Origin of the sequence: Sphingopyxis sp. H053 (assembly GCF_001468225.1) — a bacterium.
Taxonomy (GTDB): Bacteria; Pseudomonadota; Alphaproteobacteria; order Sphingomonadales; family Sphingomonadaceae; genus Sphingopyxis.
This window is the reverse complement of sequence record NZ_LNRU01000002.1, coordinates 25,887-39,354: the sequence shown is the minus strand read 5'-3', so window position 1 is coordinate 39,354 and position 13,468 is coordinate 25,887. Positions and strand designations below refer to the sequence as shown.

Genomic DNA, 13,468 nt, shown 5'->3' with positions numbered 1-13,468 from the left:
GGTTGGGAACGACGCAGTGAGGGGCGTGCGTTAGGAGATGCACTCGACGTAACGGACCAGGAATTCGATGCACCTGCCAGCACCCTTTCTCACCGACCGCGATGCGGTCGAGGATGCCCATGCGCTGATCAGCATGCATGGCGAAGAAGCGGGCTTTGCCGCCGCAGCGCGCGCCGAGCAGTATCGCGTGCTCGGCAACCACGTCCATTTCGCCCGCTGGCGCCAGATCGAGCGGCTGATCACCTATTTGTCGATCGAGGACATCCTCGACACGGTGCACTGAGTCCTAGATTCGCAGGCCCGCGGTTTCGGGCAATCCCGCCATGATATTGAGATTCTGGACGCACGCGCCGCTCGCGCCCTTGCCCAGATTGTCGAGCCGCGCGACGAGGCGTGCCTGGCTGGCATCGCCATTGGCGAAGACGAACAGCTCGATCCGGTCATCGCCCGCATCCGATGCGCGGAGGAGGATTTCGCCGTCCGCCGGCGCCTCGCCCATAACGACGATCGGGCTCGCGCCATAGAAATCGGCGAGCGCCGCGCGCAGCGCGTCGGGCGACGCGGCACCGGGCATGGCATTCAGCGGCAACGGAACCTCGACCACCATCCCGCGATGCGCCGCGATCACCGCGGGCGAAAACAGCGGACCGATCGCAAGCCCGCACCGAGCCTGCATCTCGGGCACATGTTTGTGGCCGAGTGCCAGCGCATAGCCGCGCCACGCGATGTCCGGGTCCTCCTCGAAGCGCTCGATCAGCGCCTTGCCGCCGCCCGAATAGCCGCTGACCGCATGGCAGATATAGGGCCAGTCGGCGGGAAGCAGGCCCGCCTGCACGAGCGGTGCGACCAGCGCGATGAAGCCCGTCGAATAGCAGCCCGGGTTCGACACGCGCGCGGCCTCCGCAACGGCGTCGTGGCCGCTGACTTCGGGGAAGCCATAAACCCAGCCCGGCGCGACACGATGCGCGGTCGATGCGTCGATGACCCGGGTGCGATCATTGCCGATCATCGCGACCGCCTCGCGCGCCGCATCGTCGGGAAGACAGAGGATCACGAAATCGGCGTCGTTCAGCGCCTCGCGCCGCGCCGCCGCATCCTTGCGCCGCGCATCGTCGAGCGCAATCAGCGTGAACTCGTTCCGCCCCGCAAGGCGTTCGGCGATTTCGAGGCCCGTCGTACCCGCCGCGCCGTCGATGAAAACCGTTTTCGTCATAATGTTATCGCAGTCTTTTATATCCGCTCACCGGCGGATCATGATCCTTTGCGGCCGATCGCGCGATGACGTCGGCCAGCGGTTCGCTGTTCACCGCCATCCATCGTCGGCTGGCGTGAATGATCGTCTGGCTGTCCGCCATGATGCCGACGTGGCCGGGGAAAAAGACGAGGTCGCCGCGCGCGAGCGCCGCCGGATCGACATCCTTGTCGGCACCGAGCGACGCAAGCTGGAGGTCGCTGTCGCGCGGCAGCTGGATCCCCGCGGCAGCCCATACGAGCTGGGCGAGGCCCGAACAGTCGATCCCCTTCGCGGTGCGGCCGCCCCAGACATAGGGCGTGCCGATCATCTGCTCGGCGAGTTCGGCGGGGTCGTTGTCCTCTACGCCGACTTCGACGAGCGACGCGAGCGGCAGATAGCCGTGCGACGTCGCAAGCCATTCGCCCTCGGGCTCGCCCATCACCAGCGCGCCGCGCGGCAGGACGGCGGGGCCGCCGCTCGCGGCATCGGGCGCGCTGTGCAGCATCGCCTCGATCATCGCGACGCGGTGCGTCGGCGCGATCGGCGCGGCGAGCGCCTCGGCGGCGAGATAGCCGACATAATGGTCGGCGAGGCAATAGCCCCATGCCCAGCCGCCGGTGAGGTCAAGCAGGGCAAAGCCTTCGCCGAACAGCAACTCGCTCGTCTGGTCGGCGTCGACCGACGGCGATGCGCGCAGCGATGCGCCGGGCAGCACGCCGCTGCGCATCATCGGCGCGGCGTAGTGCGGCGCGAAATGCGTGCCGGCGACGGCGATATCGGCCAGATCGGGACGGATCGCGACGACGCGCGGATCGAAGCTCTGCGACGTGCCGGTCAGGCCAAAGCGATCGCGGCCCGCGCCCGCGGCGCCGGGACGCCCCATGCGCACGCGGCTTGCCGCTGAATTATCGCCACTTTCTGATGTCACTTGCCGTCCTGTAAAAAGCTGGGTTCCGCGGGCCGCGGGCAATCGCGCGCCATTAGACCAGCAGGACCCTCTTGATCAAGAAAGTTCAGGCTTTCCCGCGCCGGTCATAGCGTGCCTGGAGCATCGCCCATGCGGCGCGGAGGCCAAGCGCGGCGCCGCCTTTCGGCCGCCCCGGCTTCGCCGAAGGGCGCCAGGCGAAGGTGTCGAGATGCGCCCATAGGGCGCCCTCGGGGACAAAACGCTTCAGGAACAGCGCCGCGGTGATCGTCCCGGCGAAGGGCGAACTACCCGCATTGCCAAGGTCGGCGATGTCGGTTTCGAGCAGGTCGGCGTAGCCATCCCACAGCGGCATCCGCCACAGCGGATCGTCGCGGTCGATCCCACCCGCGAGCATCGCTTCCGCAAGCGTGTCGTCATTGGCGAAGAGCGGCGGCAGGTCGGGGCCGAGCGCAACCCGCGCGGCGCCGGTCAGCGTCGCGAAATCGACGATCAGCTCGGGCTTGCCTTCGCCCGCCTTCGCGAGCGCGTCGCCGAGCACCAACCGTCCCTCCGCGTCAGTGTTGCCGATCTCGACCGTCAGCCCCAGGCGGCTCTTCAGCACATCTCCGGGACGGAAAGCATCGGCCGAGATCGCATTTTCGGCCGCGGCGACAAGGCAGTGAAGGCGAACCGGCAGCCCGCTCGCCATCACCAGTTCGGCGAGCGCGAGCACATGCGCGGCGCCGCCCATATCCTTCTTCATGAGCCGCATTCCCGCCGCGGGCTTGATGTCGAGCCCGCCGCTGTCGAAGCTGATCCCCTTGCCGACCAGCGCGACGCGCGGATGGTCGTCCTTGCCCCACTCGATCTCGATCAGCCGCGGCGCGTGATGCTTGGCGGCCGCGCGGCCGACCGCATGGATCATCGGATAGCCCTGTTCGAGCGCCTCGCCCTTGGTGACGGTCAGCTTGCCCCCATGCGCCTTCGCGATGCGTTCGGCCGCCTTTTCGATCGCCGCGGGCCCCATGTCGGCGGCGGGCGTGTTGACGAGATCGCGGACGAGCGCAACCGCGCGCATTTCCGCAACCATCGGCGCGATCGCACCGACATCGGTCGTCAGTAGGACGCGCGGGCCTTTAGTCGGCGGATTCGATTTATAGGTGTCGAAGCGATATTGCGCGCTCATCCACCCGAACAGAGCCTTGCCCGGCTGCTGGCCTTCGAGGCGGTAACGGCCTTCGGGCAGGATCTGCCCGAGCTTGGCGAGGCACCAGGCCGACAGGCTTTCGGTATTCGTCACGGTGGTGACGACCGCCCATTTTTCGGGATCGTCCCCCGGCAGGATCGCGTGGACAAAGGCATCGGGTTTGAAACCGACCGCGGCAAGATGCGCGCGTTCGCGGGCGCTGCGGCCCTTCAGCCACTCGTCATAGCCCTTCTTGTCGACGAGATGGATCGGGCGCGCGTCCTGTCCCTTGTCGGGCTGGATCAGATCGGAATAGTCGGTCATGCACGCGGTGCTAGGCCGCGCGGGATATTTTGTCGATTCCCGGCGTTATGTCTGGATGACGATCAACGCATCCTGGCGAAATGCCACTTCGATCCTTGCCGGCGCGCTGCTGCTGGCGGGTTGTTCCGACGACAAGCCGACGAAGGCGGAAAAAGTGGCGGCCGCGTCGGTGCCCGGCGCGCCGTCCAGCGCCGCCGCCGACGAAGCGGCGAAGGGTGCGCCCGCGTCGAACGTCACCGAAAGCAACGACCTGATCGAGTTCGTTTATGCTTATCCTAAAGAAGCCGCCCAGATCCCCGAACTCGCCAAGGCGCTCGACAGCGACCGGGAGGCGAAGCGTGAGGCGTTGATCGCCGCCGCGCAGCGCGACGAGGCGGCCGCCGAGAAAGGCGACTATCCGTATCGCGCGCATAGCCATCGCCAGACTTGGCAACGCGTGACCAGCACACCGCGTTTCCTCAGCCTCTCGGCCGAGATCGAGACCTATACCGGCGGCGCACACGGCATGCAGACCTTCGACACGCTGATCTGGGACCGCAACCGGCGCAAGCAGCTGAAGCCGCTCGACCTGTTTCAAAGCAGTGAGGCGTTCGACACCGCGATCCGCGAGCCATTCTGCGCCGGCATCAAGCGCGCGAAGGCCGCGAAGGGGATAATGGCCGACGAGGCGCCCGACAGCCCGTTCGGCAAATGCCCGCCGGCGTCGGCACAGACGGTGTGGCTCGGCTCTTCGGACGGCCGCTACCTCGACCGCATGACAATCGCGATCGCGCCCTATGAGGTCGGCCCATACGCCGAGGGGAGCTACAAGATCAACGTGCCGGTAACGGGTGCGCTCGTCAAAGCCGTGAAGGATGAATATGCGCGCGACTTCCTCCCCATCAACTGAACCGAAGGACAAGCTCATGGCGAAGCAGCCCAAAGCCGGCAAGGTTGGCGAAAGTGCGAAAGAGAAGAAGGGCAAGCGGAGCGCCGCGACGAAACTGCGCCACGCGGTTGGGTCGGGCAAAACGATCGCCGAGCCGCCATCCGACCGCGAAGCCGATCTTGATCGCGCGCCCAAGTGGGAGCCGCGCTATCCGGGCTCGGGCCGGCTCGAGGGCAAGGTCGCGATCGTCACCGGCGGCGACAGCGGGATCGGTCGCGCGGTGTGTGCGCTGTTCGCGCGCGAGGGCGCCGACATTGCGATCGTCTATCTCGACAACAAGGCCGACGCCGTCGAAACCGCGGCGATCGTCGCGGCCGAGGGGCGACGTGCGATCGCGATCAAGGCCGACGTCGGCAAGGCGAAGGCGGGCGAAAAGATCGTCGCACAGACGGTCGGCAAGCTCGGCCGCCTCGACATCCTCGTCAACAATGCCGGCGAACAGCATCCGGCGGCCGATATCCGCGACATCAGCGAGGACCAGCTGCAGCGTACCTTCGCCACCAACATCTTTGGCATGTTCTATCTGGTGCAGGCGGCTTTGCCGCACCTAAAAAAGGGCGCGGCGATCGTCAATTGCACCAGCGTCACCATGTATCAGGGCTCAAAGGGTCTGCTCGATTACAGCGCCACCAAGGGCGCTATCACGGCCTTCACTCGCTCGCTCAGCGAGAATCTGGTGGGGAAGGGCATTCGCGTGAACGGCGTCGCACCCGGACCGATCTGGACCCCGCTGAACCCGCGCGGGGGCGCGCCCGCCGAGAAAGTGGCGACCTTTGGCGAGAGTACCCCGATGAAACGCCCCGGCGAGCCCAATGAAGTTGCGCCCTGCTTCCTGTTCCTCGCGTGCGACGACAGCAGCTATATGTCGGGTCAGGTGCTGCATCCCAACGGCGGTACGATCGTTAATGGCTAGCGGGGCGGGGCACGGAGAAACGCCATGCCAGCCAAATCGAAAGCACAGCAGAGAGCCGCCGGCGCCGCGCTCAGCGCCAGGCGCGGCGACACGCCCAAGTCGAAACTCAAAGGCGCATCGAAAGAGATGGCCGAGAGTATGACCGAAAAGCAGCTCGAGGATTTCGCCAAGGGCTCGACCAAGGGCAAGCCTGAACACGCGGATTGATAGATAAAAGGGTAAGTCGTTTCACGTCGCCCCCGCGAAGGCGGGGGCCGCTGGAGAGGTAACGCAAGGCCGACGGCGGCCCCCGCCTTCGCGGGGGCGACGATCTCTGACCCTACTCCGCGGCTTCCAGCTCCGCCGGTGCCGCCGCAACCTTGGCCTTCGCGTTGGAGAAGGTCAGTACCCCGTCGGCAATCGCGCCGGTGCGCATGTCGATCCGGTCCTGGACATAATTCTGGCTGAGCCGCCAGGGCAGCGCGACCGTGCTCTTCGGCATGATGTGCAGCGACCGCTGGATATAGCCCGACGAGAAGTCGAAGACATTTTCCTCTTCGAGGCTCGACGGGTCGGCGAGCGCCGGAGTGGCGACCGTGGTGCCGGTGTCGCGCATATGGTTGAGCACGCGGCAGACATATTCGGACACGATGTCGGCGCGCAGCGTCCAGCTTGCGTTGAGATAACCGAACACCGCTGAGAAGTTCGGCACGTTCGAGAACATGCACGCCTTGTAATAGAAATGGTCGTGCCAATCGACGGGCGCACCGTCGACGCGCACCGGAATCTTGCCCGCGACGGCGAGCTTCAGGCCCGTCGCGGTGACGATGACGTCGGCGTCGAGATGCTTGCCCGATTTCAGCTGGATGCCGGTCGTATCGAACTTCTCGATATGATCGGTCACGACCGACGCCTTGTCGGCTTTCATCGCCTCGAAGAAATCGGCGTCGGGGACGAGGCAGAGGCGCTGGTCCCACGGGTTATAGGGCGGGGTGAAAGCTTCGGCGTCGTAGCGGTCGCCAAGGCTCTCTTGCAGCTTCTTCGTCAGGAACTCCTTGACCTTCTCGGGCTTCTCGCGCGCACGGCGAAAGGCGATGTCCTGTAGCCGGACATTCTTGAAGCGTGTGATCTTGTACGCGAGCGTCTCGGGCAGGAATTTGCGAAGGAAGTTGGCGAACGCGTCCTTGGCGGGCCGGATGAAATACCAGGTCGGGGTGCGCTGGAGCATCGTGACGTGCGCGGCTTCTTTTAACGACGGGACAATGGTGACCGCGGTCGCGCCCGATCCGATCACGACGACTTTCTTGCCCTTGTAATCGAGATCCTTCGGCCAGAATTGCGGGTGGATGATCTGGCCCTGGAAATCGTCGCGGCCCGCGAACTGCGCGTCGAAGGGCTCGTCATAGTCGTAATAGCCCGAGCCGAGGTAGAGCCAGCGCGCGGTCGTGGTCGACCTCGCGCCCTCGCTGTTCTCCATCGTCACCGTCCAGCGCGCCGCTGCGCTGTCCCAGTCGGCGCCGACGACTTTGCTGTCGAAGCGGATGCGTTCGCGGATATGGCGTTCGTCGACGATGCGATTAAGATATTCGAGGATCGACGGCCCGTCGGCGATCGACTTTTCATGCTTCCACGGTTCGAAGACGAACCCGAGCGTGTGCATGTCGCTGTCCGAACGGATGCCGGGGTAACGGAACAGATCCCAGGTGCCGCCAAGCTGTTCGCGGCGCTCGACAAGGCCGAAGCTGCGGTCGGGAGAATTCATCTGCAAATGCACGGCCATGCCGATGCCCGAAATCCCCGCGCCGACGATCAGCACATCCTGATCGACCGGTGCAGCTTTCGCGTCCGCGGGACGTTCCGTCGTCGCCGTGCCTGCCATCATCCTGTCTCCCGACTATGTTTGATGGGTAGATTACGCACCGCGTTTCATTTTGCAATCGAATTGACGTTTACGGAAAGTGCGGCGGCGATGAAGCGTCCTTGTCGCTGTCACATTATTGTCATAGGGGCGTAACCTCTTTGTCACCCATGGCCTCGCGCGCCCGAAATCGCCGGAAAGGATGAAAGCCTCATGCGTCAGATCGCTGTCCTTCCCTATCGATTCGGGGGTCCCGCGCAGGACGGCCCGACCGAAATCCTGCTGATCACGTCGCGCGAGACAAAGCGTTGGGTGGTGCCAAAGGGCAATCCGCTGACCGGCATCACGCGTCACGCCGCCGCCGCGATCGAGGCCGAGGAAGAGGCGGGGGTGATCGGTGCGGTGTGCCCGACGCCGATCGGCAGCTATGAATATCGGAAGCGCCGCGCTAACGGCGCGTCGATCATGTATAATGTCGAAGTCTTCCCGCTCGCGGTGACGAACGAGCTCGAAGACTGGAAGGAAATGGACGAACGCGACCGCAAATGGTTCTCGTTCCGCGACGCCGCGTCGGCGGTCGAGGAACCCGATTTGCAGGCGCTCATCCGCTCGTTCGGCGATGGCGGTTTCCGCGCCGTCGCCCAGCCGCGCGGGGTCGTCGAAAACGTAGCAGACAAGACAGGGGTTAGCTGGATGTTCGCATGGTTTCAGCGTTTGCTGCCGCGACAGGGAAATTTCTTCGAATTGTTCGAAAGCCACGCTGCGACGCTCGTCGCCGGGGCAAATGCCTTGTCGCGCATGTTGCAGGGCGGCGAGGGCATCGCCGACCATATCCAGGAAGTCATCGAGCGCGAGCATGACGCCGACGCGATCACCCGCGAAGTGCTCCAGACCGTGCGCCGCACTTTCCTTACCCCGTTCGACCGCAGCGCGATCACCGACCTGATCGCCTCGATGGACGATGCGATCGACGAGATGCAGAAGACCGCGGGCGCCGTCGACCTGTACGACGTCACCGAATTCGAACCCGAGATGCGCGACATTGCGGGCATCATCGTCGACGCGGCGCGCCTGACCGCGGAAGCGCTGCCGCTGCTTCGCAACATCGGCGCCAACGGCCCGCGGCTCCACGAGCTGACCGAACGGCTGGTGCGGATGGAGGGGCATGCCGACGAAATCCACGCCGCAGGGCTCAAGCGCCTGTTCCGCGAGCATGGCGAATCGAACCCGACCCGCTTCCTGATCACGCGCGAACTCTTCCGCCATCTCGAGCGCGTCACCGACAGCTTCGAGGATGTCGCGAACGAAATCGACGGCCTGGTCATCGACCACGCATAAGCGGGGGCGTCCACCATGCACGAACTCGCTTTTCCCCTCCTCGTCGGCCTCGTCATCCTCGCGCTGGCGTTCGACTTCCTCAACGGCCTGCACGACGCCGCGAACAGCATCGCGACCGTCGTCGCGACGCGGCTGCTGCGGCCGGTGCAGGCGGTGCTGTTCGCCGCCTTCTTTAACTTTGCCGCTTATTTCCTGTCGGTCATCTTTCCCGAACTGCACAAGGTCGCCGAGACGATCGGCAAGGGCATCATCGACAAGGATCTGGTCACGCCAGCGGTCGTCTTCGGCGCGCTCGTCGGCGCGATGTTCTGGAACGTCGTGACCTGGCTCAAGGGAATTCCGTCGTCGTCGAGCCACGCGCTGGTCGGCGGGATCGTCGGTGCGGGCGTCGCGCATGCGGGGTTCGAGGGGATCGAGTGGACGGGGCTCAACAAGACCGTCATCGCAATCTTCCTGTCGCCGCTGCTCGGCATGATGCTCGCGATGCTTGTGATGCTGGTCAGCAGCTGGGCGCTCCGCCGGTCGACCGCCAGCTTCGCCGAGAAGACCTTCCGCCACCTCCACCTTTTTTCGTCCGCTGCCTATTCGATCAGCCACGGGCTGAACGACGCACAAAAGACGATGGGGATCATCACCGTGCTCCTCTATTCGACCGGCTATCTCGGCGGCGAATTTCATGTGCCGCACTGGGTGGCGTTCAGCTGCTACATCGCGATCGCGCTCGGCACGCTGTCGGGTGGGTGGAAGATCATCGAGACGATGGGCGGCCGCATCACCAAGCTGTCGCACCATCAGGGCTTTGCCGCGTCGACCGGCGGGTCGATCATGGTGTTCACCGCCAGCCTGCTCGGCATCCCGGTGTCGACGACGCACACGATCACCGGCAGCATCATCGGCGCCGGCGTCGCGCGCCGGACGACCGCGGTGCGCTGGGGGGTGGCGGGCAATGTCGTCGCGGCGTGGTTCATCACCATTCCGGCGAGCGCGGCGGTGGCGGCGGTCTTCTATGCGATCACTCGCCTGTTCTGAACCGGGCGGGGTTGCGTTTGAATGAGAACGTAATAAGAACGCTCCGCTTGATAAATAAGGGGAGCGTCCGTCATGGCCGGCGATTTCGATTTCCAGATTGGCAGCTGGCAGGTGCGGCACCGCCGGCTGAAAGAGCGGCTTGCCGGTTGCTACGATTGGGAGGAATTCGACGGGACCTCCGACATGCGGCCGATCCTGGGCGGCGACGGCAATGTCGAGGACAATGTCCTCCATATCCCCGGCGGAACCTACCGCGCGATCGCGCTGCGATCCTATGATCCGGTGCAAGGTAACTGGGCGATATGGTGGCTCGATGCGCGCAGCCCGCATGCGCTCGACGTTCCGGTGATCGGCCGGTTCGAGGATGGCGTCGGCCATTTCTATGCCGACGACGTGCTGGGCGATCGGCCGATCCGGTTGCGCTTCATCTGGAGCCGCACCGACACCGCGACCCCGCGCTGGGAGCAGGCGATGTCGGCCGACGGCGGGGAAAGCTGGGAAGTGAACTGGACGATGGATTTTACCCGCCGCTGACCGATCACCGCGCCGGACGGTAATCGACGCTGGCGCCGCCGACCATCCGCACCGGGAGGTAGAGGCCGTTGCCATAAGCCTTGATCTCGCCGGTTTCGAAACGGTCGACGCGGGTGCGGATGACAAAGGCGCCTTCGCGCCGCTGGTCGACCGCCCGCTTGATCTTGCCTTGCAGCTTGCCGAGGTCGTTGGTGAAATTCTGGGTCAGCGCGTCGGCGATCAATGGCGCGAAACCCTCGCTGCGGCCAAGGAGGATGAGGAGGTCGCCGCCGACCCCGTTGGTGTCGCCGTTGATGACAAGGTCGGTGAAATGAACCTCGGCCGATCCCGGCTTGTTGGCCGGGATGGCGGTCATCCAGATGCGCCCGCGCGTCGGGGCGCCCGATCGCATCTCCAGCTTCGCCTCCACGTCGACGCCCACCGCGATCCGGCCGCCCTCCGCGCCGTAGATCGCCGACTTGCCGAATTTGACCATCATCGAGCCGAGTTTCGGCAGCACGAAAGGCCGCTGCGACCGCTTGGCGAGCGCGCGGTCGACCACCGGTTGAAGCTGCGCATAGTCGGCGATCACCGGCACGCGCACGTCGAGATGCGGTTTGGGGATTTCGCGGACCAGCCGCGGCAGCGGGGTCGGCGCGGGGTCGTTCGGCCGCCCCGAGACGAAGGTTTCGGTGATCGCCTCGAGTCCGAGGTTGAGGTTCAAGCGATCCCCCTCGATCCGGTAGCCGCCGTAGAGGATGCGCTGCGGCGTGACGCGCATCCACACCGGCGGATTTTCGCGGTTGAGTTCGAGCGATGTGAAGCTCTGCCGCCACACGTCGGCCGCCTGTTTGCGGATGTCGATCTTCGCGATCTCGCGCGTCACCTCGCGCTCGACACCCGCCACGACGGGTTTCAGCTTCGCGTCGGCCTGATCGGTGAAGGTGATCCGGCGCCCGAGAAAATCGATGCCCGGCGCCTTGGTCCAGCCATAGGTGATGCGTGCCTTGCCCTCTGTGCGCCAGTCGGGGGTGAGCTCGATGCGGATCCGCGCATGCGCCATCGCCGCGCCCGTCGCGGTCTCGCCCTTCAGCACCCCGCCAACGTCGCGCGCGGCGATCGTGGCCCGAAGCGGCACGTCGACGACGATCTCGCTCCCGTCGCCGCGCAGCCGCAGCGGCCCGCGCGTCACCTGACCAACGATCGTGCAGGCGATCGGCGGGGTGGCCTTGACCTTCTTGCCGAAGACTTTCACCCGCTGAGGCTGGACGCAGGCGCGTTCGCGCTGGTTGATCGTCCACAGCGTCTTGGGCACCGCGCGTTCGAGCGCCTGCTTGAGCGAGGCGGTGTTGGCGTTGATCGGCACCGCGATCAGCGATTTCTGCGTCGGGGAGGGCGCTTTGTCGGTCGCGCGCGGCGGCGCTTCGACGTCGGTGCGGCGGTCGCAGCCGGTGAGCGCGGTGGACAGCAGCAATGTGGCGGTCGCCAGCTGGACTATTCGCATGCGGTGCCCCCTGATGCGGTATCTGCTCTTTATAACATCGGATATGTTAAGCCGTTCCTTGCGAAAAAGCCTGGAACGAAAAGTGGCGGAGAACTGCGCAACTTCACACTGAATTCACCTTCGGTGCAAATTCTGTACTACCAAGCCTCGTCACCCCGGACTTGATCCGGGGTCCCGCTGAGCGACGTTGAAAAGCGGGACCCGGATCAAGTCCGGGGTGACGAAGGAGGGGGAGCGGGGGCTTGTCGCCGAAAGCGCAGAAAACTGCGCAACTTTACGCTGGATTCGCTGTATGGTGCGGCATTCCGAGGTCATTCCGCAAGGCTATGCGAGCCAAATAATGTAGGACAGCGATTTTTCGCAGGTGGCGCTACGCGACCACCCCGAACAGATCATGCTCGTCGGCATCCTCGATTGCGACATCGACGATGTCGCCGGCCTTCAGCGTCGCCGCGACGTCGCGGAGGTAGACGTGGCCATCGATCTCGGGCGCATCCGCCTGTGAGCGCCCCGTTGCGCCGATGCTACCGTCCTCGTCGGCCTCGCCGACCTCGTCGATGATCACCGGCAGCGTGCGGCCGATTTTGGCTTCGAGTTTCGCGGCGCTGATCGCGGCGGTCTTGTCCATGATGCGCTGGTAGCGCTCTTCCTTGACCTCTTCGGGGACCTGATCGTCGAGCGCATTCGCCTGCGCACCTGCCACGGGTTCGAAGCGGAAGGCGCCGACGCGGTCGAGCTGGGCTTCGTCGAGCCAGTCGAGGAGATATTGGAAATCGGCTTCGGTCTCGCCGGGGAAGCCGACGACGAAGCTCGAGCGGATCGAAATGTCGGGGGCGATCGCGCGCCAGTTCTTGAGGCGTTCGAGCACCTTCGCTTCGTTCGCGGGGCGCTTCATGCGCTTGAGGACGCTCGGCGCCGCGTGCTGGAAGGGGATGTCGAGATAAGGCGTCAGCAGCCCTTCGGCCATCAGCGGGATCACCGCGTCGACGTGCGGATAGGGATAGACATAGTGGAGGCGCACCCATGGGGCGCGGCCTTCGCTCGTCTGGAGCTGGCCGAGTTCGCGCGCGAGGTCGGTCATGTGCGCACGGACTTCGCGCCCGTGCCACGGACGCGGGTCGTGGCGGATGTCGACGCCATAGGCCGAGGTGTCCTGGCTGATCACCAGCAGTTCCTTGGTCCCCGCGGCGACGAGCTTTTCGGCCTCGCGCAGCACCGCGTCGATGCGGCGGCTGACGAGTTTGCCGCGAAGGTCGGGGATGATGCAGAAGGAGCAGCTGTGGTTGCAGCCTTCGCTGATCTTCAGATAGCTGTAGTGGCGCGGCGTCAGCTTTAGCCCGCCTTCGGGAACGAGGTCGACGAAGGGACCCTGCGTCGGCGGCGCGGCGTCGTGGACCGCGTCGACGACCTGCTCATATTGATGCGCGCCGGTGACCGCGAGCACGTTCGGGAAGCGCGCGCGGATGACCTCGGCCTCGTTGCCCATGCAGCCGGTGACGATGACGCGGCCATTCTCTGCCATCGCCTCGCCGATCGCCTCGAGGCTTTCTTCCTTCGCCGAGTCGAGGAAGCCGCAAGTGTTGACGAGCACGACGTCGGCGCCCGCATAATCGGGCGACAGGCCATAGCCGTCGGCGCGGAGCTTGGTCAGAATCCGTTCGCTGTCGACGAGTGCCTTGGGGCAGCCGAGCGAAACCATGCCGACCTTCGGCTGGGTGGGGAGGGTTTTGACTGTCATGATTGGCGGCGCCCCTA

At 65.2% G+C, this 13,468-nt stretch carries 13 protein-coding genes; 7 read left to right on the top strand and 6 right to left on the bottom strand.

The features are described from left to right. The first annotated feature begins 67 nt into the window (after positions 1–67). Entirely contained in the window at positions 68–283 is a 216-nt protein-coding gene (locus tag ATE70_RS03410) for a hypothetical protein (RefSeq protein ID WP_058536565.1), read from the top strand. A 3-nt stretch (positions 284–286) separates the two neighbouring features. Here ATE70_RS03410 and argC read toward each other — a convergent pair whose 3' ends face one another. From argC to ATE70_RS03395, 3 genes are all read right to left on the bottom strand, one after another. After that, a complete protein-coding gene (gene argC, locus ATE70_RS03405) occupies positions 287–1,213 on the bottom strand; it encodes an N-acetyl-gamma-glutamyl-phosphate reductase (protein ID WP_058536564.1) in 927 nt (308 codons plus the stop codon). Between the two features lie 4 nt (positions 1,214–1,217). Further along, on the bottom strand, positions 1,218–2,162 hold the full coding sequence (locus tag ATE70_RS03400; protein WP_269433273.1) for a C40 family peptidase: 945 nt from the start codon (positions 2,160–2,162) through the stop codon (positions 1,218–1,220). Between the two features lie 85 nt (positions 2,163–2,247). After that, positions 2,248–3,651, bottom strand: coding sequence for a leucyl aminopeptidase family protein (locus ATE70_RS03395; protein ID WP_058536562.1), 1,404 nt, complete (start codon positions 3,649–3,651; stop codon positions 2,248–2,250). On the opposite strand from ATE70_RS03395, the gene ATE70_RS03390 reads away from it, so the two are divergent. Genes ATE70_RS03390 through ATE70_RS03380 form a run of 3 tightly spaced genes read left to right on the top strand, consistent with a single transcriptional unit; the run spans position 3,650 to position 5,699 of the window. Then, the gene (locus ATE70_RS03390) at positions 3,650–4,540 is read left to right on the top strand and encodes a DUF4163 domain-containing protein (RefSeq protein ID WP_231732807.1); all 891 of its coding nucleotides are present in this window, start codon (positions 3,650–3,652) and stop codon (positions 4,538–4,540) included. The genes ATE70_RS03395 and ATE70_RS03390 overlap by 2 nt on opposite strands. Before the next feature lie 16 nt (positions 4,541–4,556). Further along, entirely contained in the window at positions 4,557–5,492 is a 936-nt protein-coding gene (locus tag ATE70_RS03385; protein ID WP_082640007.1) for an SDR family oxidoreductase, read from the top strand. 24 nt (positions 5,493–5,516) lie between these two features. Continuing rightward, positions 5,517–5,699, top strand: coding sequence for a DUF3008 family protein (locus ATE70_RS03380; RefSeq protein ID WP_058536561.1), 183 nt, complete (start codon positions 5,517–5,519; stop codon positions 5,697–5,699). A gap of 112 nt (positions 5,700–5,811) precedes the next feature. Here ATE70_RS03380 and ATE70_RS03375 read toward each other — a convergent pair whose 3' ends face one another. Beyond that, on the bottom strand, positions 5,812–7,350 hold the full coding sequence (locus ATE70_RS03375; RefSeq protein ID WP_058536961.1) for a flavin-containing monooxygenase: 1,539 nt from the start codon (positions 7,348–7,350) through the stop codon (positions 5,812–5,814). Between the two features lie 192 nt (positions 7,351–7,542). Between ATE70_RS03375 and ATE70_RS03370 the strand changes: the two genes are divergently transcribed. The 3 genes from ATE70_RS03370 (at position 7,543) to ATE70_RS03360 (ending at position 10,230) form a co-directional block, all read left to right on the top strand. Then, on the top strand, positions 7,543–8,667 hold the full coding sequence (locus ATE70_RS03370; RefSeq protein WP_197411378.1) for a DUF47 family protein: 1,125 nt from the start codon (positions 7,543–7,545) through the stop codon (positions 8,665–8,667). Between the two features lie 15 nt (positions 8,668–8,682). Next, positions 8,683–9,696, top strand: coding sequence for an inorganic phosphate transporter (locus ATE70_RS03365; RefSeq protein ID WP_037511243.1), 1,014 nt, complete (start codon positions 8,683–8,685; stop codon positions 9,694–9,696). Between the two features lie 72 nt (positions 9,697–9,768). Beyond that, positions 9,769–10,230: a hypothetical protein gene (locus ATE70_RS03360; RefSeq protein WP_058536560.1), complete on the top strand. Its 462-nt coding sequence runs from the start codon at positions 9,769–9,771 to the stop codon at positions 10,228–10,230. A 4-nt stretch (positions 10,231–10,234) separates the two neighbouring features. On the opposite strand, the gene ATE70_RS03355 is transcribed toward ATE70_RS03360, so the two are convergent. After that, positions 10,235–11,713, bottom strand: a complete 1,479-nt coding sequence (locus ATE70_RS03355; RefSeq protein WP_058536559.1) for a DUF4403 family protein — start codon at positions 11,711–11,713, stop codon at positions 10,235–10,237. A 370-nt stretch (positions 11,714–12,083) separates the two neighbouring features. Beyond that, complete coding sequence (gene rimO, locus ATE70_RS03350; protein WP_058536558.1) at positions 12,084–13,451, bottom strand: 30S ribosomal protein S12 methylthiotransferase RimO; 1,368 nt, start codon at positions 13,449–13,451, stop codon at positions 12,084–12,086. Positions 13,452–13,468 lie beyond the last annotated feature (17 nt).